Source organism: Sunxiuqinia sp. sy24 (assembly GCF_052677165.1).
Genome location: NZ_JBQYLH010000025.1, coordinates 1 through 21,272 on the forward strand (window position 1 = coordinate 1; position 21,272 = coordinate 21,272).

General features: G+C 43.6%; 18 protein-coding genes. 13 read left to right on the forward strand and 5 right to left on the reverse strand.

The features are described 5' to 3' along the window. The first annotated feature begins 330 nt into the window (after positions 1 to 330). The 8 genes from ACUNWA_RS17650 to ACUNWA_RS17685 all read left to right on the forward strand — a co-directional run bounded on the left by ACUNWA_RS17650 (position 331) and on the right by ACUNWA_RS17685 (position 6,503). Entirely contained in the window at positions 331 to 816 is a 486-nt protein-coding gene (locus tag ACUNWA_RS17650; RefSeq protein WP_445593247.1) for a MarR family winged helix-turn-helix transcriptional regulator, read from the forward strand. A 226-nt stretch (positions 817 to 1,042) separates the two neighbouring features. After that, positions 1,043 to 2,353, forward strand: coding sequence for a lysine 2,3-aminomutase (gene ablA, locus ACUNWA_RS17655; protein WP_445593248.1), 1,311 nt, complete (start codon positions 1,043 to 1,045; stop codon positions 2,351 to 2,353). Then, positions 2,325 to 3,188 (forward strand): putative beta-lysine N-acetyltransferase, encoded by an 864-nt coding sequence (gene ablB, locus ACUNWA_RS17660; protein ID WP_445593249.1) that lies wholly within the window; start codon positions 2,325 to 2,327, stop codon positions 3,186 to 3,188. Before ablA ends, ablB begins: the two co-directional genes overlap by 29 nt. Next, on the forward strand, positions 3,185 to 3,400 hold the full coding sequence (locus ACUNWA_RS17665; RefSeq protein WP_445593250.1) for a hypothetical protein: 216 nt from the start codon (positions 3,185 to 3,187) through the stop codon (positions 3,398 to 3,400). Before ablB ends, ACUNWA_RS17665 begins: the two co-directional genes overlap by 4 nt. Positions 3,401 to 3,402: 2 nt before the next feature. Continuing rightward, entirely contained in the window at positions 3,403 to 3,624 is a 222-nt protein-coding gene (locus tag ACUNWA_RS17670; protein ID WP_445593251.1) for a hypothetical protein, read from the forward strand. Further along, positions 3,624 to 5,051 (forward strand): sodium:solute symporter family protein, encoded by a 1,428-nt coding sequence (locus tag ACUNWA_RS17675; RefSeq protein WP_445593252.1) that lies wholly within the window; start codon positions 3,624 to 3,626, stop codon positions 5,049 to 5,051. Before ACUNWA_RS17670 ends, ACUNWA_RS17675 begins: the two co-directional genes overlap by 1 nt. A 59-nt stretch (positions 5,052 to 5,110) precedes the next feature. Further along, positions 5,111 to 6,037: a DMT family transporter gene (locus ACUNWA_RS17680; RefSeq protein ID WP_445593253.1), complete on the forward strand. Its 927-nt coding sequence runs from the start codon at positions 5,111 to 5,113 to the stop codon at positions 6,035 to 6,037. Beyond that, positions 6,000 to 6,503 carry a YkgJ family cysteine cluster protein gene (locus tag ACUNWA_RS17685; protein ID WP_445593254.1) on the forward strand — a complete coding sequence of 168 codons (504 nt, stop codon included), beginning with the start codon at positions 6,000 to 6,002 and terminating at the stop codon, positions 6,501 to 6,503. The genes ACUNWA_RS17680 and ACUNWA_RS17685 overlap by 38 nt, the downstream gene beginning before the upstream one ends. A 53-nt stretch (positions 6,504 to 6,556) precedes the next feature. Here ACUNWA_RS17685 and ACUNWA_RS17690 read toward each other — a convergent pair whose 3' ends face one another. Next, positions 6,557 to 7,726, reverse strand: a complete 1,170-nt coding sequence (locus ACUNWA_RS17690) for an MFS transporter (protein ID WP_445593255.1) — start codon at positions 7,724 to 7,726, stop codon at positions 6,557 to 6,559. A gap of 465 nt (positions 7,727 to 8,191) precedes the next feature. Here ACUNWA_RS17690 and ACUNWA_RS17695 point away from each other — a divergent pair, with 465 nt between their 5' ends. Together ACUNWA_RS17695 and ACUNWA_RS17700 are read left to right on the forward strand one after the other, a co-directional pair. Then, positions 8,192 to 11,767: a PAS domain S-box protein gene (locus tag ACUNWA_RS17695; protein ID WP_445593256.1), complete on the forward strand. Its 3,576-nt coding sequence runs from the start codon at positions 8,192 to 8,194 to the stop codon at positions 11,765 to 11,767. A 148-nt stretch (positions 11,768 to 11,915) separates the two neighbouring features. After that, a complete protein-coding gene (locus tag ACUNWA_RS17700; RefSeq protein ID WP_445593257.1) occupies positions 11,916 to 12,776 on the forward strand; it encodes a restriction endonuclease in 861 nt (286 codons plus the stop codon). Here the strand turns inward: ACUNWA_RS17700 and ACUNWA_RS17705 are convergent. Beyond that, positions 12,763 to 14,688 (reverse strand): dipeptidyl-peptidase 3 family protein, encoded by a 1,926-nt coding sequence (locus ACUNWA_RS17705; RefSeq protein ID WP_445593258.1) that lies wholly within the window; start codon positions 14,686 to 14,688, stop codon positions 12,763 to 12,765. The genes ACUNWA_RS17700 and ACUNWA_RS17705 overlap by 14 nt on opposite strands. Next, the gene (locus tag ACUNWA_RS17710) at positions 14,685 to 15,371 is read right to left on the reverse strand and encodes a TrmH family RNA methyltransferase (RefSeq protein WP_445593259.1); all 687 of its coding nucleotides are present in this window, start codon (positions 15,369 to 15,371) and stop codon (positions 14,685 to 14,687) included. The genes ACUNWA_RS17705 and ACUNWA_RS17710 overlap by 4 nt, the downstream gene beginning before the upstream one ends. Before the next feature lie 368 nt (positions 15,372 to 15,739). On the opposite strand from ACUNWA_RS17710, the gene ACUNWA_RS17715 reads away from it, so the two are divergent. The 3 genes from ACUNWA_RS17715 to ACUNWA_RS17725 all read left to right on the forward strand — a co-directional run bounded on the left by ACUNWA_RS17715 (position 15,740) and on the right by ACUNWA_RS17725 (position 18,542). Beyond that, positions 15,740 to 16,468, forward strand: coding sequence for a (Fe-S)-binding protein (locus ACUNWA_RS17715; RefSeq protein ID WP_445593260.1), 729 nt, complete (start codon positions 15,740 to 15,742; stop codon positions 16,466 to 16,468). A 367-nt stretch (positions 16,469 to 16,835) separates the two neighbouring features. Then, complete coding sequence (locus ACUNWA_RS17720) at positions 16,836 to 17,027, forward strand: hypothetical protein (RefSeq protein WP_445593261.1); 192 nt, start codon at positions 16,836 to 16,838, stop codon at positions 17,025 to 17,027. Between the two features lie 201 nt (positions 17,028 to 17,228). After that, the gene (locus tag ACUNWA_RS17725) at positions 17,229 to 18,542 is read left to right on the forward strand and encodes a glycosyltransferase family 4 protein (RefSeq protein ID WP_445593262.1); all 1,314 of its coding nucleotides are present in this window, start codon (positions 17,229 to 17,231) and stop codon (positions 18,540 to 18,542) included. A gap of 10 nt (positions 18,543 to 18,552) precedes the next feature. On the opposite strand, the gene ACUNWA_RS17730 is transcribed toward ACUNWA_RS17725, so the two are convergent. Together ACUNWA_RS17730 and ACUNWA_RS17735 are read right to left on the reverse strand one after the other, a co-directional pair. Further along, positions 18,553 to 19,380: an alpha/beta hydrolase gene (locus tag ACUNWA_RS17730; RefSeq protein ID WP_445593263.1), complete on the reverse strand. Its 828-nt coding sequence runs from the start codon at positions 19,378 to 19,380 to the stop codon at positions 18,553 to 18,555. A 66-nt stretch (positions 19,381 to 19,446) separates the two neighbouring features. After that, entirely contained in the window at positions 19,447 to 21,270 is a 1,824-nt protein-coding gene (locus ACUNWA_RS17735; RefSeq protein WP_445593264.1) for an ABC transporter ATP-binding protein, read from the reverse strand. Positions 21,271 to 21,272 lie beyond the last annotated feature (2 nt).

The following is a 21,272-nucleotide window of genomic DNA, read 5'->3' on the forward strand; positions in this document are numbered from 1 at the left end:
TTCTTTCTCATACGACTCATAATGTAGGTAAATAAAATAATACTTAACCTACCGTCCAATCAAATGTAGCAACTCCAGTTCCAAACTGAACAATCCACCCACTTCACACAAAGACATAAGACTTATATCCAACGTTTTTCATGCTCCAGTCATTATTCAGGACTTCCCGATACGGATGAGCCTTTCCTAAGAATGCTCAAGAGCAAAAATATTGCGACCATATTCATTTCCTTGTGGAAATTTCATACATCTAAGCAAGTAACTATTGAAGAATAACACTTTGAAAATATAGAAATCTCATCTATTTTTGTCGTACCGAAACAAATTTACATGGATACGACTGAAATATTAATTACCATTCGGAAAATAGTCCGATCAATCAACCTGGAATCCAAGAAGGTTCAAAAGGAATATGGCGTTAGCATTCCTCAAATTCTATGTTTGAGCTACCTTCACGCATCTAAAAACTTTCAGTCGACTCAAGGTGAAATCCGACGCTTCCTGAACCTGAACTCAAGCACGACCAGTGGAATCATTGATCGGCTTGAGAATAAGGGGTGTTTAGCACGTTTGCCTAAACAAGGCGACAAACGCGTAGTCAACATTGCCTTAACCTCCAAAGGTTCCGAATTACTGAACAGCATTCCACCGCTCCTACACGACCGACTTACTGAAAAGTTGGATGCGCTGCCAAGCCTCAAGTTGCAGCAAATACAAGAAAGCTTACAAATTCTTGTAAACCTCCTCAATATTGGACAGATAGAAGCCTCCCCAATGCTGACCAGCGATGAACCAATTGAGGGAAATAAGTCGTAAGCACACCATTAAATAGTACAAGCTAATAGAGCCTAAACTTCCCGCCATGGGAATGTTCTGTCCTTGCCATTCATTTATCTTCATTTTAAATAAACGCTACAAGAGACTAACAGTCAATTATTTTCCTTAGTATCACCCTCCAGCAACTGCAGGTAAAAACCCGCTACATTTGGCTATTGACGCCTAAAACCCTATTTTTGTTCCTATAGAAACCAATAATCATACTATGGATATTTTTAATGGCGCCCAACAAGCGATTGCAAACAAAATCAATGAAACTTCAACACTGTCCAATTGGCGAGATTGGAAATGGCAGCTAAAGAATTCAATCAGCACTGTTGAGCAATTCGAAAAATTGACAGGAATCCAATTCAACAATGAGGAAAAAGAACAACTCAAACAAACGACAGATAAGTTTCCCTTGTCTATTACGCCATATTATGCTTCCCTCATCTCAAAAGAAAATTACAAGCATGATCCGGTTTTCAAGCAATCCTTCGCTAACATTAACGAACTAAATGTTCTTGACACTGAATTGGCAGACCCACTATCTGAAGACCGGGACAGTCCGGAAGAAGGAATCACACACCGCTACCCAGACCGCGTATTGTTTCATGTCAGTAATACGTGTGCCATGTACTGCCGGCACTGTACGCGAAAGAGAAAAGTTGGTGATATTGATTTCATCCCGTCGAAAGAACAATTACAAAAAGGCATTGAATACATAAAAAGAACGCCACAAGTCAGAGACGTCCTACTTTCCGGGGGAGACCCGTTCATGCTGTCCGATAGTAAAATCGACTGGCTTCTGAGTGAACTCACCGCGATACCACACGTCGAAGTTGTTCGTATAGGAACTAGAATGCCCGTCGTACTTCCCTATCGGATAACCGATGATTTGGTTGCGATTCTGAAAAAATACCAACCACTATGGATCAATACGCACTTTAATCATCCACGGGAAATGACTGCTTCGGCAAAGGAAGCGGTACGCAAACTGGCTGACGGAGGATTCCCACTGGGTAACCAGAGTGTATTGCTAGCCAATGTGAATGACTGCCCACGAATCATGAAAAACCTGGTTCATAAATTGGTGCAAAATCGGGTGCGCCCATACTACCTATACCAATGCGACTTGTCAGAAGGCTTATCACATTTCCGGACCCCCATAGGTAAAGGCATTGAAATCATGGAAAGTCTCGTCGGACACACCAGCGGCTTTGCCCGTCCAACCTATGTCATTGACGCGCCCGGCGGCGGTGGTAAAATTCCGGTTATGCCCAATTACATCATTTCATGGTCAACCCATAAAGTCGTGCTACGAAACTACGAAGGCGTTATCACAACCTACAAGGAACCTGACCATTACGAAAACATATTCTGCGATCGCGATTGCGAGAACTGCAATTTGGATCTTAAGTTACAAGAAAGTGATGAAATGGAATCACTCGGAATCGAACGACTATTGGCTGACTCCAATGATTCGATTTCATTGATCCCAGAAAATAATGAACGCTATAACAGAAGAGAGGACTAAGATGGACATTATTGAAAAACTTGGCCATTCGGTTGTACATCATGGGAAATTCAGCAACCGGATTTTCCTGCTGAAGTACCATCCGAATGACCGTGCAAACATAACCAAGCAACTCAACGAATTGGCACTGACTAAAGGTTACACCAAAATCATTGCCAAGATTCCGGCTGCCGCACAACCTGTATTTTTGAAGGACGGATTTACCCAGGAAGCCTTTATTCCGGCCTTTTACAAAGACAAGGGCGATGTTTTTTTCATGTCTAAGTTTTTAAGCGAAGAACGAAAAGCAACGCCTAACCAGGCACTTTCGACCTTGGCAGACCTGCTGTCTGAAACGCCAAGCAAAAATGGCGATTCGCCCGCGGATCGTTTTAAGTTAGGACTACTAACTTCGGAACATGCACCAGAAATGGCCAAAATATTCGAACAGGTTTTTGCCACCTACCCCTTCCCGGTCACCAAGCCCGAATACATTCGTGAGACAATGCAGGATGGCTCCGTCATTTATTTTGGCGTGTGGGATCAGAGCAAACTGGTAGGTATTTCGTCAGCCGAAGTAGATCCGGAAAACAAGAATGCCGAGATGACCGATTTTGCTGTTTTACCGGACTATCGTGGTCATAAACTGGCCTATTTCCTGCTCGACATGATGGAAGAGAATCTTAAAGCAAAAAAATACAAAACATTATACACAATTGCCCGATTGAATTCACCGGGAATGAACAAGACTTTTATTAATCATGGGTACCATTTCTCGGGTGTACTAAAAAATAACACCAATATTTCCGGTCAGATTGAAAGCATGAATGTGTATTACAAAACCATTGAACAATGATGAATCAACGACACTTAGGCAAACTATGTCCCTATTCCAAAGAATGCCCAATCTATCAGGAAGAACTGAAGATTGAACGCGTTTCATCCTTTTTGATTAAAAATGTATTCTGCAACAGAGGTTTCAAAGGTTGGAAAAACTGCGAGCGTTTCAAACTGGCAGATGAAGGACTGGAAGTACCAGCAGAAGCAACACCTTATAAACAAAAATAACTATGCGAGAACAAATTGAATTGGCACAAATAGAAGATCAAACAGAACGAGAAATTATTAAACTACTAAGTGAAAACGAAAAGTTCATGATGGGTGATATTTTAATGAAACTAAAGTTGAGCTACCAGCGAGGTCATGAATACCTCAATTCACTTTTAGATAAGAATTGGGTGAGCAACACAGAAAAAGCACCCTACTACACCCTAAACATCGACCTTAAATAATGCATTGGATTGACCTGACCATTTTCGTGGTCTACCTGATGTTCATGTTAGGCGTAGGTTTTTTCTTCCTGCGCAAAAACAAAAATACCGACGACTATTTTGTAGGCGGACGCCAAATGAACAGCCTGCATATTGGCTTGTCGGTTGTGGCAACTGATGTTGGCGGAGGATTCTCTATCGGTCTGGGTGGACTAGGCTTCGTTATGGGCCTTTCGGGAAGCTGGCTGCTGTTTTCCGGACTCGTTGGAGCCTGGCTAACAGCCGTTGTGCTGGTTCCTAAAGTTCACCGCCTCTCCAAACGTCAAAACCTCTTAACATTCCCACAGTTCCTCCAAAACAGCTACAGCAAAAAAGTAGCGCTAATTGCAGGAATCATATCGGCTATTGGATACCTCGGATTCACTAGCTCTCAAATTCTGGCCGGCGCCAAGCTGGCAGCTGCCACTTTCGCGGCCTTATCATTTAACATGGCCCTTATGGTCATGGGAGCCATTGCCGTTATCTACACTGTTATTGGAGGCATGAAAGCGGTGATTTACACCGATACCATTCAGTGGATCATCTTGATGGGTGGACTAATTTTCGTGGCCCTCCCCCTGTGCTATTATGCGGTTGGAGGCTTTGAAGCCATTCAACAAACATTACCTGCTTCATTTTTAAGCTTCAGCAACATCAGCTGGCAACAGTTTTTAAATTGGATGGCAACGGTGATTCCGATATGGTTCATTGGCATGACCCTCTATCAGCGTATTTATGCCTCGCGAACGCCCAAGTCAGCACAAAAAGCCTGGTTTATTGCCGGCTTATTCGAGTATCCATTGATGGCTTTTTCCGGCGTACTTTTGGGCTTACTTGCTAAAGTGGCATTCGAAAACGGGATGCTTGCCGGAGCAGGATTTCCTGCGGGCAGTGCAATCGACTCGGAGATGGGACTTCCCTTGTTGCTTAAAACCGTTCTTCCTATGGGGCTCACAGGAATTGTATTATCGGCGTATTTTTCAGCCATCATGTCAACCGCCGACAGCTGCCTGATGGCAGCCTCCGGAAACGTGCTGACCGACATCTTCCGCGGACATAATCACCCTTCCAGTCTACGATTTTCGCAACTACTAACGCTTGTGATGGGAGTAGCAGCCTTGCTCATCGCACTCAAAATGCCCAATGTGCTCGAGCTCATGCTTCATTCCTATACGTTTATGGTATCCGGACTGTTTATTCCGGTCATTGCTGCGCTGATCAAAACAAAAAATAATCCGGCAGCTGCCTTTTGGTCCATGATTGCGGGAGGAGGAACTTCGCTCAGCCTAATAATTCTTAACCCGGAGCTTCCCTTCGGATTGGATCCGATAATATTTGGCATCTCCAGTTCGCTGGCTGTCTTCCTGCTCACTGCCGCCGTTAAAAAGCCACAAGCACTCCGGTATTAAAAACTGTTTTAGATCATCAAATTTATCCCTATTTTTGCCGCTTATTCGCGAGGGATGTCATGAAGAATAAAACATTGAAGTATTATGGGGCAGCCTTGCTGGCCATGTTTTTTTGGAGCTTTTCGTTTGTCTGGTTTAAAGTGGCTTACCAAGCTTACGATCCGATGACCGTTGTCCTTATCAGACTCAGTCTGTCGGCAGTCATTATGTTCGTCGTGGCCAGACTGTTGGGCAAGCTCCAAACGCTTCGCAAAGGCGACCTGAGCTGGCTGATTCTGCTCTCTTTTTTTGAACCCTTTCTCTATTTCATGGGCGAAAGTTTTGGATTGAAATACGTTTCGCCAACAGTTGCCGCCGTTATTGTAGCAACCGTCCCCTTGTTTACCCCTTTTGCGGCCTGGTATTTTTTCAAGGAAAAGTTGAACACTGCCAACCTTACCGGGCTGGTGATTTCATTTGCCGGGGTTAGTCTGGTGGTCTTCGACAGGTCCTCCGGCTTAATGGCCTCACCGCTTGGTGTGGGGCTCGAATTTATCGCTGTCCTTTCCACCATTGGCTATGCGGTAGTTCTAAAAAGGATGGTAGCGCATTACAATGGCTACACCATCATCAGTTATCAAAACCTGATTGGCGCATTCATGTTTCTACCCTTTTGGGGAGTTTTTGAAGCCGAAGGAGCGTTGGCCACTCCCTTTTCGTTGACCGCTTTCACGGCCATTGTCAAGCTGGTCATTTTTGCGTCCATTCTCGGATTCATTTTCTTCACCTATAGCATCCGACACATTGGCATCAACAAATCCAACATGTTCATCAACCTGATTCCGGTGTTTGTAGCCTTCTTTTCTTTTTTCATGTTAGGAGATGAAATTAATGGTCAAAAAATATTGGGCATTACTATTGTAATTTCCGGTTTATTTTTGGCTCAGTTCAAACGTAGAAAACGCAGCAATGAAACCTATTCAACACTACAAAAAAGAAGAGCTTAAACACATGACTGCCAACAGGAAACAGGAATTTGGCATGTTGTTTCAGAAATTAAAAAAGAAAAAGCCCAAAAACCTGGACGCAATTGTTCATGCCTTGCACAACGAGGCTTTTGATCAATTTGACTGCCTCGACTGTGCCAACTGCTGCTCCGGCATAAGCCCTATCGTAACGAATAAAGATGCGGAACGGCTGGCTAAAAGTCAGAAAATAAAAACAGCTGATTTCATCAGCCAGCACCTTTACATAGACGAAGATCAGGACTATGTTTTTCAGCAAACGCCCTGCCCTTTTCTGATGGGCGACAACTACTGTTGTGCGTATGACAGCCGGCCCCGTGCCTGTCGTGAATATCCGCATACCGACCGCAAACGTTTTTATCAGATTCTAAATCTGACGCATAAAAACTGTGAAGTTTGTCCGATAGTTTTTGCCATTACCGATGAACTAACCAAAATGGATTGGTAAGTCACCAAGCACGACAAGGAAACTCTTCGATACTATTTCAATACAAAACGCCCTTACGACACTTTGATAGCAAATGCAGCATAGAGTAGATAGAGTGCACCCGCTAAAATAACCAGTACCGATCCCACTTGGGAGCCGATAGCATCAGATAGAAGTCCCATAAAAAAGGGGATGATAGCGCCTCCAAAAACACCCGTAATCATTAATCCGGAAATCTCGTTCGCTTTATCGGGCCGCGACTGGATAGCCATTCCATAAATAATGGGGAATATATTGGCAATGGTAAACCCGATAACTCCGTATAAAGCAAAAATCTGAAATTTCCCTCCCGCAAAGATCAGTGCCACCAAAGCCAAAACAGCAATAACAATATTGATTTTATAAAATTTAGACGACGAAAACTTCACCAACAAGAAAGCTCCTAAAAAGGTACCTAAGGTACGCAGCGCGAAATAAACGCTAGGACCATAACCTGCTTCGATGGAGCTTAGGCCGGCACGCTCCATCAAAATTTTGGTCGCAGCAGTATTCACCCCCACGTCAACCCCGACAACAAATAAAATACCCAGAAAAAGCAGAAAAATGGTTTTATCTTTTAAAATGCTCATCACACTGCCAAAACTATTAGCCTGTACCACAATTGGCTCTTCATGAATGGGAGTAGCCATCAACCAAATAGTTGACAACAGGGTGATAACAGCGTAAATGGGAAAGATATACTGCCAGTTACCGAACTGCAAAGCAGCAAAAGCAGCGATAAACGGTGCGCTAAATGATGAAATGGCTTTCACAAACTGTCCGGCAGTTAAGCTGCTAGTCAGCCGGTCGCCTTTCACCACATTGGTTAAAAGTGGATTGAGAGCCACCTGCAAAATAGTATTGGCAACTCCAAGCAGCGCAAAAGCTACCAGCGACATAAAAAAAGTATATTCAATCAGAGGGATAAACATGGCGACAATGGTGATGACATTGCTCAAAATCACCGTTTTCTTTCGACCAATCCGATTCATCAGCATTCCCGTAGGAATAGAGAAAATCAGAAACATAGAGAACAAAGCCACCGGAATCATATTCGACAAGGTATCGCGGAAAGCAGGGCTGTATGCCCCCAGCAAATCTTCTTTTACGTGTGCCGAAGTAATACCGACAACATCACAAAAGCCCATCACAAAAAATCCAAAAAGTACGGGAAGTATCTTCGCGTAAGACGTTTTATTTTCCATCGTGTAAAAAAATTTAGTTAGTCGTTTGGTTAATGCTCATTCAAAAAAAACGGAAAAACCCCATAGCCATTATCCAGCTCAAACCAGTTTGTTTTGTTAGTCAGTCAATTCCGTTTTTTCATCAAATGCGCCACAAGATAATAAACGTGTCTGGAAATATGGATTAGCAACATCATTTTTTTTATCCTGTTGCAGGTCTTCAGTCCCCATTAAGAAACCACACATCATCGACCAACACCCTCATAATTGAGTTATTAACAGATCATATCGAAATATTTTAGAGGCCTCCAGATTCTATAATTCGGAAAATCGAGCATCGTTTACTCTACATGTCACACTTGGTAATGCTGTTCGTTGGCGGCCGCCCTTTATATTGTAAAAATACTATCTTTAGGACCTCAAATTACAACTGTCCTTCTAAAGAAAAACCAGGCCAGCTAAAGCTAAGAGAGCAAACAAAAAACGATGATTACGGACCTGCTTCAAAATGCAACGCTACTTATAACATTGACTGTTTCATACAGTTTTCTCATCAGAATAAAAAAATCTGAAGGTTATGGATTTAGAACACTTGCGGGCCTCCTGTTTGGATTAATAGCCCTTATTGGGATGAATATGCCCGTCCATTTCCAGCCCGGCATTATCTTCGATGGACGATCTATTATTCTTGCGCTTGCAGGGCTTTTCGGAGGAAGCTTCGTTGCCGGCATCGTAACTATCATTGCGGTAACCTACAGAATGATTTTGGGAGGAATTGGGATCTGGGCAGGCAGCGCCACCATTATCGTATCGGCATTAATTGGGTTGGCTTTTCGACGATACCATAACAACAAACCAGAAAATATAAAACCTTTACTCTTACTTGGCATGGGCTTCCTGACCCATGTGGCTATGCTTTCCTGCCAGTTAATTCTGCCTTGGGATACCGCACTTCAAGTCATTGCCCGAATTTGGCTCCCCATCATACTTATTTTTCCGGGAACCACACTGTTAATCGGCCTATTACTCAGAAATGAGATCAAACGCATTGCAGCTGAATCACAGATCAGAGAAAGCGAAGCGCGTTACCGAACGACCCTAAGCAGTATTGGCGATGCCGTCATTACAACGGACAATGAAGGTCTCATTACCTTTATAAATCCGGTTGCTGCCAAACTAACAGGATGGAACGCAAAGGATGCGGTTGGATTACCTGTAAAATTGGTATTTCAAATTATCAACGAACACTCTAGGCTTAAAGTGGAATGCCCGGTAGAAAAAGTACTTGACCAAGGAACCATTGTCGGGCTGGCCAACCATACACTTTTAATTACCAAACAAGGAAATGAACGGCCAATTGCCGACAGTGGCGCGCCCATCCGAAACGAACAGGGTAACATTACCGGTGTTGTATTGGTTTTTAGAGACCAAACAGAAGAGCACAAACTTCAGCGGCAACTTCATGAACGTGAACACTTGTTTCACACCCTTACCGACCAGTCTCCCGTAGGAATTTTCAGGACACGCTCCGATGGCTATGTCAACTACATCAATCCCAAGTGCTGCCAACTTAGTGGCTTAGACCGCGAGAAAGCTCTTGCCCATGGTTGGCTGAAAGCCATACACCCAGAGGACCGACCTCTACTTACTCAACGCTGGGCAAACAGCACCAATAAGGAGAAACACAGCAAGCTTGAATACCGTTTTTTAAAGCCCGATGGCAGCGTAATCTGGGTTCTGGATGAAACCGGGCCAGAGCTTTCACCGGAAGGTGAACTGTTGGGCTATATCGGAACAATTATAGACATTACCGAGCGGAAGCAAGCGGAGAAAGCATTGATTCAATCGCGCGAAAACTTCCAGCAAACAATCGATGAGTCTCCTTATGGGATGCGCATCGTCTCCCACTCCGGAGAAACCCTCTATGTCAACCAGGCGCTGCTGTCAATCTATGGACTCAAGGATATGCAAGAGTATTTTGACACCCCTTTGAGTCAGCGGTATTCTGCACAGAGCTTAATAGAACACGAGCAGCGCAAACAAAAGCGTAAAAACAAGCTTTTTGTTGAGCCAGAATATGATATCGAAATTACCCATAGAAACGGTGATGTCCGAAACTTACATGTCTTCAGAAAACTAATTGATTGGGATGGTCAGCCTGAATTTCTGGCAATCTACCAGGATTTCACGGAACAGAAGAAAGCCAAAGATGCTTTAATTCGAAGTGAAAAATCGCTGAAAGAAGCACAGGAAATTGCGGGCATGGGCCACTGGGAGCAAGATCTGATCAAAAATAAAACGTATTGGTCTGAAAACTGCTACCGGCTGTTTGGCTTGAAGCCCTATGAGCTGACCCCAACCTATAAAATCTTCCGAAGCTTTATCGTTCCGAAAGATCTCGCTGAACTTGACGCGGGAGAAAAGCTCCTAGTGGAAAGCAAGCAAACGGTTGATATCCGCTTTCGCATTCTACTCCCTAATGGAAAAAAGAAATGGATCATGAACCGGGTCATACCGGAGTTTCAAGATGACAAGCTGATTAAAATGCGGGGAATTAATCTTGATATTACAGAATCGAAGAAAAACCACGATGCGCTGAAAAAAAGTGAGAAAGGCTACAAAAACCTATTTAAAAATGACTCGGCCATCAAGCTCCTCATTGACATGAACAATGGCGACATTGTTGATGCTAACCGAGCTGCGCAGAGTTTTTATGGCTATTCGCGTAAGCAATTAAAACAAATGAATATTCAGGAAATCTTCCAGTTTGCCGAAGGCGAATTTGAACAGCAGCTGGCGATTGCCCGTACGTCTAAAAACAAGCATACTGAATACCAACAGCAACTAGCTGATGGGTCCATCAAAGATGTAGAAGTTTATACCAGCAAAATCAGGTTTAAAGACAAAATCTATCTCCACTCTATTATTCATGACATAACGGAAAAAAAAGAAGCCGAAAGCCAACTACTGCTATTGAGTAAATCCACAGAACAGAGTCCGGTAAGCATCGTCATTACGGATCCTCAAGGCATCATCGAATATGTCAATCCTAAATTCACAGAAATTTCAGGCTACCAGTGCGAAGAGCTCATCGGCAAAACACCAGCCATCGTGAAATCGGGATATCACTCTTCTGAGTTTTACACCCAACTTTGGCAAACCATCCTAAGTGGCAAAGAATGGCAGGGAGAATTTCAAAACCGAAAAAAGAATGGAGACCTCTACTGGGAAAGTGTGACCATATCATCCATTCTGGACGAACAAAGAGAAATTACCCACCTCGTCGCAGCCAAAGAAGACATTACAGAGAAAAAGAAAATCATGGCCGATTTGCAGCGAGCCAAAGAAAAAGCGGAAGAAAGTGACCGACTGAAAACCGCCTTTTTGGCCAATATGAGTCATGAAATCCGTACGCCGCTGAATGCGATCCTTGGCTTTACCAATATCTTAGTTGAAGAAGAGGATCTGGATCAGAACACCAAGAGGGAATTTGCCGCTATCCTGAAGCAAAGTGGTGCCAATTTGCTGCAAATCATCAACGATATTCTGGACCTGTCGAAACTGGAAACCGGGCAGCTCTCCATTTACCCAGATCAGTTTGATGTCATTCCGCTGCTCCAGGAACTTCACAGCATATTTAAACAGCGGCTGGTAGAACATGAAAAAACAAACATTCAATTTCGCTGCTTAGCACCTAAAGGAACATTACAGCTAAGAACCGACAAAGTCCGATTCAACCAGATTTTCATGAACCTGCTGAGCAATGCCGTTAAATTTACCGTCGAAGGAGATATTCAGTTTGGTATTGCAGAGCAATCCGACCAAATGATTAGCTTCTTTGTTTCCGATACGGGCATTGGAATCAACAAGGAAATACAAGCCAGCATTTTTGACCGCTTCCGACAGGCCGATGATTCGCTTACACGGATCTACGGAGGCTCCGGATTGGGTTTATCCATCTCCAAAAAGATCGTTGACTTAATGGGAGGCGATATTCAACTAAAGTCGGAAGTTGGGCAAGGCACCACCTTCACTTTCCGTATTCCGATTGATACAAACTAAAAATGGTTTGTCTGCGTTTCGACTAAACAAAAAACAATCTTGGTAAAAATAAGCCTGCCAGCAGCATATTTTAGCTATATTTAGAATTGAAAAAAGCCAAGCATCACAACATCCTTTGGCCTTTGTAAATTCAAACAGGCAACGACCTATGCAATCAAACCACACCCAAGTCATTTCTATAAAAAAAGCCTCAGGCGAACAAGAAGCCTTTGCCATTGACAAGCTTATCCGTTCTTTACGCAATGCAGGCGCTGAAGAAGATATTATTCAGGAAATAAGCAGCGACATCGAAGCATGGATTTATGATGGAGTAAGCACGCATCAAATTTATGCGCGGGCGTTCTCGATGCTGCGAAAAAAGGAAAAACTGTCGGCATCGCGCTACAAACTCAAAAAGGGCATTATGGAACTTGGGCCGACAGGGTATCCTTTCGAGCATTTCGTCGGCCAAATTATGCAGCACCAGGGCTTCACGGTTGAAGTTGGACAAGTATTGCCCGGACATTGTGTTACCCACGAAGTCGATGTAGTAGCTACCCGAGGAAAAGAGCAACATTTTATGGAGTGCAAATATGGCCAAAGTCCGGATCGCATACAAAATGTAAAAGTTCCGCTATACATTCGCTCTCGGGTGAACGACCTGATCAAAAAACGCCAGGAATCAGGCGAATATCAGGACTTCTCCTTTCACGGCTGGGTCGTTACCAACACCCGTTTCACCTCAGATGCCATTGACTATGGCAGATGCAGCGGGCTGCATCTGCTAAGCTGGGATTATCCTGTTGGAAACGGATTGAAAGACCTGATCGACCGAGAAAAGATTTATCCCTTGACTGTACTGAATCACCTCACTAAAAATCAGAAACAACAACTTTTAGATCAAAACATTGTCACCTGCAAACAGCTGTTGGATCATCCTGACTTACTGGACTTTCTTTCGTTAAGTAAAAATAAAACCCACAGTCTGATGAACGAGATCAGGCAAATTCTTCAGGCTACAAAAAGCTAAATTTTTTGGCATAAGAAAGCATTTGCCCGGTGAAGTCTTTGGCGTAAGTCACTTCCACATCAACAACTTCGCCAGCGGCATCTGTTTTCAGATTCAATTCCGGATTTAAAAAACCGGCATAAGGCGCGATATTTAACCGCTTGAAACGCTCCAACACTTCATGATGCAAGTCCTGGTCAACCTTTACTCCATAGGTTTCAACCAGTTCAGCGGCAGCCTTCAAGTCCCCTTCCGATTTTATTCGTTGCACTTCAGCCAACAAATCACCAAACAGTTTCCGCAATTTCTGATAATCATTGATTTGCAAATACGTTTTGCCGTCACGCGTCACCCACTCCACCACAGACTCTGCCTGCCCATGCTCGTAAGCCCATTGGGCAATCAACTGGCGGTTACGCATATGCGATTCCTCCAAATCTTTTCCAGGCTCAATGCGGGTAAGCTGAGTAATCAAGCCATTGCGCAAGTACGAATCATACTCGGCCATGCCCGATTCCATGGAAGGAATCAATCCCAGCTGAAGTAACTTTTCATCCATCACATAGTATAGAGCAAACAAGTCGGCCCGCGTTTCTTCGATGGTCGAATAATAGTTTTTCAGATCTTCGGGTTTCACACCCGGTATCATTTTGCCAGATCCATGGCCCAGGCATTCGTGCAAATCGGTATGCAGGTTTCCGGCCAGGTAGCCATACTTTTGTGCCCGTTCAATTTCCTGTTTTGTGGCAGCAAACTCTTCCAGCATGCCATTCCCCAAGGAATCTAAAAAGTACGATTTGGTGATATTTTCGATGGTTACCGACTTGGAACCATATTCTTCGCGAATCCACTCCGAATTGGGAAGGTTAACCCCGATGGGTGTATGCGGATAGCAGTCGCCACCAAGCATGGCCACATGAATCACTTTGGCGCTGACTCCTTTCACTTCTTTCTTTTTAAACGACTCGGCCACGGGAGAATTCTGTTCAAACCACTGGGCCTGTTCCGAGAGAATGGTCGCCCGCTTGGTGCCTTCCAGGTCTTTGTAATTGACGATCGATTCCCAGCTTCCTTTTATTCCCAGCGGATCGCCATACACCTCAATAAAGCCGTTCACAAAATCAACCTGCCCTTCCAGCTCTTTAACCCACGAAATACTGTAGTCATCAAACGCTTTCAGGTCGCCTGTTTCGTAATAGGTTACCAGTTCCTTGATGGTTTTCTGCTGAAGTTCATTCTCAGCAAACGGGAGCGCTTTCTTCAACCAGAAGATGATTTGCTGAATGGCTTTTCCATAGCAGCCATCCGCCTTCCACACCCTCTCTTTAAGCTCACCATTCTCCTTCACCAACTGCGTATTTAATCCAAACGGAGGTGCATTTTCCCCTGCAGCTTGATTTTTAGCTTTGTAAAAGGCTTCCGCTTCGGACTGAGAAACGCCTTGATAATAGTTCATAGCCGAAGCGTTAAGCAAGTCAACCGAAGAATCCAGACTCACTCTTTTAGCTTCCTGTGTTGGGTTTGTAATAACATCTACCAACTCATCCAAATCTGCCAAATAGGCGAATCCGGCTAAATCTACCTGCGCAATCAGAGCCTTAAGCTCTTGTGCTGAAAATTCAGGCTGAATCTTATCCATGGAATAATGATGGTGAATGCCATTGGCGAACCAAACCCGCTTCAGGTAGACCTGAAATTTCTGAAACAAATCACTTTGCCGATCTCCGCTAAAGCTTTGGTAGATTGTTTCCAGAAGTTGCCGTATGCGCAGGTTGTAACGGTTATTCTGATCCCACAACATATCGCGCCCACAAAGCGCCGCTTGCCCCAGGTAGTAGATGTACTGTTTTTGTTGAAGACTCAGGTTTTCAAACCCGGTCAATTCGTATCGTAATATTTTAATGTCTGCAAATTTCTCTACAAAAACTTTCATAAATTTCCTTCCTTTTTCAATTTCTCGTAACGTTGCTCCAACAATTCCGAACGCTTTAAAGTTCGCCTGATCCAACTCAATTTGATAGCTGCTTTATCCTCCTCTGACAGCTTCCAGTCGATGGCCGGATTACCGCGCATCAGGTAAGTCAGATGGTGTAAAATAATGGCTGCTGAAACCGATATATTAAAGCTCTCGGTAAACCCATGCATGGGAATCTTCAGAAACTCATCGGCTTCATTTTGCACTACTTCGGATATTCCGGTAAGTTCAGTTCCAAAAATCAAAGCACATTTCCCCTTCTCCAAATCAAATTCCTCCAGGTTGGTATCTCCTTCATGCGGCGTAGTTGCCACAATCCGGTAGCCTTGCTCGCGCAAATGCCGGATGGCATTCAGGCTGTTGTGTTCCTGCCCTGCATATTTGTGAACCGAAAGCCATTTGGATGCCCCCATGGCTACTTCCCGGTCCACCGTAAATTCATTTCGATTTTCAATGACATGAACATCCTGAACACCAAAACAGTCGACAGAACGTAAGACTGCACTGGCATTTTGAGGTTGAAAGATATCTTCTAAAACAACCGTTAAATAACGGGTTCGGTCTTCCAATACACGCTCAAACAATTCTTTTCGTTCCGGAGTAAGACATTCCGAAAGGTATGCTATTCGTTGATAATCCATAGGTTGATAAAACTTGAAATTTGGCGAAGACCGAAGGCCTTTGGCCGCTAAAAATAGCTATTTTTTACCGGATGAATAAGTGAATAGCAGATGATCTGAGAAACACGCTTCATTCTGCCACCTCCGAGAAGGCGGAGTTCACTCTCCATTCAGCATGCAAGCCACACGATTTCAGCCTATTCAGAATACGAACCAACTTATACCAGATCGGCAACTGTTAAAGCATAAATAAAATTACAAAGCACCAGGCAAACCTCTCCTTCAAAGCAGACAAGCATAAATAATACTAAAAAATGAGTGAGCCCCTGCCGTCACTTTTTTTATAAATAGAAAAGCTGCTATCTTTGTCTAAACCCTATTCATCAACAATGACAGTAGATTTATTTATCCCTTGCTTTATCGACCAGCTTTATCCGGACACCGCATTTAACATGATTAAATTGCTGAAAAAAGCAGGCCTTAACGTAGAATATAATCCAGAGCAAACATGCTGTGGACAGCCAGCCTACAACAGTGGCTATTGGGATGAGACCAAAAAATTAGCTCATAAGTTTGTGAAAGATTTTCCGGGCGACCGGCTCATTGTAAGTCCTTCGGCATCCTGCACAGGCTTCATCAAAAATTACTATTCCGACCTGTTCCATAAAGAAGATCAGGATTACGAGCTGCATTTAGCGCTTAAGAAACGCTTGTTTGAATTGACCGACTTCTTGGTGAATGAGCTTAATTTCACAGATTTTGGCGCCCGTTTCCCGCACAAGGTTTGCTACCACGACGCCTGCACTGCCCTGCGCGAGTATGGAATTAAACGGGAACCACGCTTGCTGCTTTCCAAGGTAAAAGGACTGGAACTGGTTGAAATGGAAGAAACAGAAACCTGCTGTGGTTTTGGGGGAACATTTGTTACCAAATTCAAAGCCATCTCCTCGGCCATGACAGAGCAAAAAGTTCAACACGCCCTGAATACTGGAGCCGAATATATTATTTCCACCGAGTCATCCTGCCTGCTAAACATTGAGGCTCACATCAAGAAAAATAAGCTCCCCATTAAACCAATCCATATTGCTGATATCCTTGCCAGTGGCTGGGAAGAATAGTATTTTCTATCAAAATTAAATCTTATAGCTACCGGCATTCTCCATGCTGGACTGAATTGGTATGCTTCAAAGTGATCCTCTTAAATTAGGGAACTTTAACTCCGATTTACAACAATTAACAGACCTTCAATAAACAACTCACAATTAAATTGATACCCGTTCAATAAAGTTCAAAACTATCCGGTTTCCCATGAACAATTACCGCCCTTCTTTCGTAGTCTATATGTAGTGGTGAGTTTAAATAAGACCACAACCAATGCGCTTAATTCTCTAAATGTTTGTTAACGGAATTTATCTCAGCATGGATAATTCGATGACTTACTTACGTAAAAAACACACTTTTAAAAGTCATTCAAGAAAAGACTCAATGAAAACACCAGACATTAAAAAAAATAAAAGCCTGTTCATTCAGGAACACCGCACGAAGATCAGTTTTCGCGACACGGATAATAACCGTCAATACAAACCTTTCCCAGGCGAAAAAGGCTTACAATGCGATGGTGACAAGTTTGACTATGTAGTCGAATGGGAAATTCACGAAGAGCTATTTGAAAAATAAGAAGAATCAACGCTCTCTCCCTGTTGTGGTTTATATCCACAGAAACCTCATCTTATCAGACTCACTCTTCTAACCAGCTAGCCGTTGATTCTTTGATTTTCGAAGACCTTCATTCGGAACTATACTTGTCTGCTTTCGGGGGCATACCGCAAATACAGTACGCCACTAACAGACTTACTTGATTTTGCAAAAACGAAGAGCATGAACATATTAATGTTTGGCTGGGAATTTCCTCCAAATATTTCGGGTGGCTTAGGAACAGCTTGTTACGGGATAACCAAAAGTTTAGCAGCACTTGACACAAAAATAACCTTTGTTATTCCAAAAGTTTATGGCAACGAACCTCATCACGAAGTCAAGTTAATTGGAGCCAATCAAGTAGACTTAATCAAAAGTAAAATTCACACCGAGCGCTTGTTTCTTCCTATTGATTGCCTGGGTGTCGAGTCGCGAATGATTCCGTATACCGCCCCGGAGGAATACCAAAGGCAATATCGGTCATCGCGCGAAAAACAAAGCAGCAAGTCCACATCCTCCCACTCGCCGGCAATCCAATTTACCGGAAGCTATGGATCGGGCTTAATGGCTGAAATTCATAACTTTTCGATTATTGCCGAATACATTGCCTCAAGAGTCCAATTTGATGTTATTCATGCACACGACTGGCTGACCTTTCCGGCAGGCATCGCAGCCCAAAAAGTATCGGGCAAACCTTTAGTGGTTCATGTTCACGCAACCGATTTTGACCGAAGCGGCTTCAAGGTTAATCCTCAGGTTTTCGAGATTGAACAAAAGGGCATGCACCAGGCCGACTGCATCATTTGTGTCAGCAACCGAACCCGCCAGACGGTGATTGATAAATACAAAATACCTGCATCGAAAACACAAACAGTTTATAATGGTGTTGAATTCAGTCAATCGAGCAACCAGCTTTCTCCAGGCTCAAAGGGCAACAACAAGATCGTCACTTTTTTAGGTCGAATAACCTTACAAAAGGGACCTGAATACTTTATTCGCGTCGCAGAACTGGTGTTGAGTAAAATGAATAATGTCAACTTTATTATGGCGGGCAGCGGCGATCTGCACCACGAAATGATCCGCAAAGTAGCCTGCTCCCACATCGCCGATCGCTTCTTTTTTCCCGGATTTTTGAAAGGCAAAGAAGTGTGTCGTATGATGAAACTGTCTGATGTTTTTATCATGCCTTCCGTTTCTGAACCCTTTGGAATTTGTCCGCTCGAAGCCATGCAAAATGAGGTTCCCACCATTATCTCTAAACAAAGCGGAGTTTCAGAGATTGTCAAACACACCATTAAGGTCGATTTTTGGGATGTTCATGCCATGGCCGATGCCATTCATGCCCTGTTGAGTTATCCAGCAATCGCTAAAATGATGACTAAGCTTGGCAAACAAGAGTCGGGTCAACTTCGATGGGAACAGGCGGCCGCTAAAATCCAAACCATCTATCACGATCTGGTTCGGGTTAAAGTAAGCGGCCTGCCAAAAGCAATTTAATGCAGACAAGCTAGTTCAAGCCAATTTCTTTCAGAATCCGAAGGGTCAGTTCGAAAGCAGGGACAGCCATCGCTCCATGATCAAAACCATCCAACTCATAAAGGAAGGTACTTGCATGCCCCACTACCTTCATCATGCGATACATGTAAGCGTTTTCCTCATAACGTCCCAATATCTCCAACTCGCGGTCACCCGAAATCAAAAACAGAGGCGAGGCATCTTTACGAACATGAAACAAAGGCGCATATTCGTCAACGATAGGTTGTGTGCCCGAAATACCACGCTCGGAGCGAATGGTAAAATGTGTGATGGTATGTCCGCTAAATGGAATTAAAGCCGCAATTTGGTTGGCATCCTGAGCATAGTCGGCCAAATATTTTTTATCCAGCCCAATCATACTTGCCAGATACCCTCCTGCCGAGTGCCCCGACACCACGATGGCATCTTCAGAACCGCCATAGTCTTCGATGTGATTAAACACCCAAGCTACGGCAGCTGCCGCATCGTCAATATATGCCGGATTTTTAACCTTTGGTCCCAGGCGGTAATTAACCGCCACAACGGCCACCCCTCTGTTTTTCCACTGCTCCGGAATAAATTTTTCACCAGCAGTCAGCCCACCACCATGAAACCACACAATGGTTGTAAAATCATCGATATCCTCAGGGTAATACAGCTCCAACTGACAGCGCTCCTTCATATAAGGAGTCAGCTCACCAGTTTCGCGATATAAAATTGATTCTTCTGATTTATAGGTATTCGTTTTCTGTGCGGCCGCTGTTAAATTGAAAATAATAAATAAGCTGCATGAGACCGTAAAAAATCTTAATAACTTCATAACGATTCAATTAAACATTTAGGACGTCAAAGATAGCCTTTTTCGTCCCGAAACATCCTTGCAGCTCTAAAACACTTGCATCTGGTGAAGTTTGTGGTAGCGGCCCTCTTTTTCTAACAGTTCCTGATGAGTTCCCATTTCAATAATTTGTCCTTTGTGAAGCACACAAATAACATCGGAATTTTTAATGGTCGACAAGCGGTGAGCAATCACCAACGAAGTTCGGTTCTTCATCAAGTTTTCCAACGCTTCCTGCACCAACTTTTCAGACTCCGTATCCAAAGCCGAAGTGGCTTCATCCAGAATTAGGATCGGTGGGTTTTTCAAAATGGCACGGGCAATAGACACCCGTTGTTTTTGACCTCCAGAAAGTTTATCTCCCCGATCTCCAATATTGGTGTGGTAGCCCTTTTCTGTCGATACAATAAATTCGTGGGCATTGGCAATTTTAGCCGCATTAATCACATCTTCTTCTGTCACATTTTCAACACCAAAAGCAATGTTGTTGAAGAACGTATCATTAAACAAGATTGGCTCCTGGTTCACATTCCCCATCAGACTGCGCAGATCGTGCAATTTGATATCCCGAATATCCGTTCCATCAATCAGAATAGAACCTTCAGAAACATCCCAAAAGCGAGGCAGCAAATCGACCAAAGTTGTTTTCCCCGAACCGGACTTTCCTACAAACGCAACGGTTTGTCCTTTTGTGACCTTCAGGTTTACCTTATTGAGTACGTTCTCATTCACATACTTGAAGCTAACATCCCGGAACTCAATCGTCTTGTTGAATTCGTTCTTTTCAACCGCTTCAAGCTTATCATTAATCGTATTTTCCTGACTCAGGATCCGGTCAATCCGGTTCATCGATGCAAGTCCTTTCTCAACACTGTAAAGCGCTGTTGAAAAGGCTTTGGCCGGATTTATAATATTGTAAAAGAAGACCAGGTAACCAATAAACGCCTGGGCCGACAAAGCACTTTCATTATTTAAAACAAGTGCTCCCCCATACCACAATACAATGATGATTACCGTTGTTCCCAGCAGCTCACTCATGGGGTGCGCCAAAAAACGCCGCCACATCAATTTATTCATGATATGCAGGTAGGCTTCATTTTCCCTGTCGAAACGGGTATAGGCTTTTTCTTCGGCATTGAAGGCTTTAATCACTCTTAGTCCGGTGATATCTTCCTCCGTGATCGACAAAATATCGCCCATTTTATCTTGCCCTTTCATACTTGTTTTTTTCAGGCTTTTGCCCACGCGACCAATGATATAGCCAGCAATGGGAAGCAAAACAAATACAAAAAGCGTAAGAGACCAGCTCATGTACACCATGGCCAACAAGGAAATTATAATGATGGCGGGATTCTTAAACAACATTTCAAGAGAATTCATGACTGAATTCTCAACTTCCTGCACATCGCCTGTCATGCGGGCAATAATATCCCCTTTGCGTTCATCAGAGAAAAAGCCCAGTGGTAGCTGTAAGATTTTCTGGTACATCTGCGACCGAATATCGCGCACCACGCCATTTCGCAAGTAAACCATGACAAAGCTGGCCAAATAGGTAAAGCCTACTTTCAACAGCACCATAATAATAATGAAGATCCCAATATAAATCAGTGCACGCTCATTGCCCGATGAAATAACCACCCGGCTGATGAAATAGTTGAACAAATCCAGTGCTCCATCGAGGCTGAAGGAATCCAACACTGGCTTTTCAGTCACTAGTTCCTGTGTCCGAAACAGGATTCCGAGTGCTGGAATAAGCATAGCAAATGAAAAGGCACCAAATAAGGCGCCTAAAAAGTTAAACAGGATATTCAGAAGCACCTTTCCTTTATAAGGCGGAACAAACCGTTTGAGCAGGCCGTAAAGGTCTTTCATGT

Excerpts from the sequence above, each read along its gene's own strand:
- ACUNWA_RS17720 (WP_445593261.1), top strand. The coding sequence starts at position 16,836 with ATGAAAACACCAGACATTAAAAAAAATAAAAGCCTGTTCATTCAGGAA.
- ACUNWA_RS17730 (WP_445593263.1), bottom strand. The coding sequence starts at position 19,380 with ATGAAGTTATTAAGATTTTTTACGGTCTCATGCAGCTTATTTATTATT.
- ACUNWA_RS17700 (WP_445593257.1), top strand. The coding sequence starts at position 11,916 with ATGCAATCAAACCACACCCAAGTCATTTCTATAAAAAAAGCCTCAGGC.
- ACUNWA_RS17695 (WP_445593256.1), top strand. The coding sequence starts at position 8,192 with ATGATTACGGACCTGCTTCAAAATGCAACGCTACTTATAACATTGACT.
- ACUNWA_RS17705 (WP_445593258.1), bottom strand. The coding sequence starts at position 14,688 with ATGAAAGTTTTTGTAGAGAAATTTGCAGACATTAAAATATTACGATAC.
- ACUNWA_RS17735 (WP_445593264.1), bottom strand. The coding sequence starts at position 21,270 with ATGAAAGACCTTTACGGCCTGCTCAAACGGTTTGTTCCGCCTTATAAA.
- ACUNWA_RS17685 (WP_445593254.1), top strand. The coding sequence starts at position 6,000 with ATGAAACCTATTCAACACTACAAAAAAGAAGAGCTTAAACACATGACT.
- ACUNWA_RS17715 (WP_445593260.1), top strand. The coding sequence starts at position 15,740 with ATGACAGTAGATTTATTTATCCCTTGCTTTATCGACCAGCTTTATCCG.
- ACUNWA_RS17670 (WP_445593251.1), top strand. The coding sequence starts at position 3,403 with ATGCGAGAACAAATTGAATTGGCACAAATAGAAGATCAAACAGAACGA.
- ACUNWA_RS17665 (WP_445593250.1), top strand. The coding sequence starts at position 3,185 with ATGATGAATCAACGACACTTAGGCAAACTATGTCCCTATTCCAAAGAA.
- ACUNWA_RS17690 (WP_445593255.1), bottom strand. The coding sequence starts at position 7,726 with ATGGAAAATAAAACGTCTTACGCGAAGATACTTCCCGTACTTTTTGGA.
- ACUNWA_RS17675 (WP_445593252.1), top strand. The coding sequence starts at position 3,624 with ATGCATTGGATTGACCTGACCATTTTCGTGGTCTACCTGATGTTCATG.
- ACUNWA_RS17680 (WP_445593253.1), top strand. The coding sequence starts at position 5,111 with ATGAAGAATAAAACATTGAAGTATTATGGGGCAGCCTTGCTGGCCATG.
- ACUNWA_RS17725 (WP_445593262.1), top strand. The coding sequence starts at position 17,229 with ATGAACATATTAATGTTTGGCTGGGAATTTCCTCCAAATATTTCGGGT.
- ACUNWA_RS17650 (WP_445593247.1), top strand. The coding sequence starts at position 331 with ATGGATACGACTGAAATATTAATTACCATTCGGAAAATAGTCCGATCA.
- ablB (WP_445593249.1), top strand. The coding sequence starts at position 2,325 with ATGAACGCTATAACAGAAGAGAGGACTAAGATGGACATTATTGAAAAA.
- ablA (WP_445593248.1), top strand. The coding sequence starts at position 1,043 with ATGGATATTTTTAATGGCGCCCAACAAGCGATTGCAAACAAAATCAAT.
- ACUNWA_RS17710 (WP_445593259.1), bottom strand. The coding sequence starts at position 15,371 with ATGGATTATCAACGAATAGCATACCTTTCGGAATGTCTTACTCCGGAA.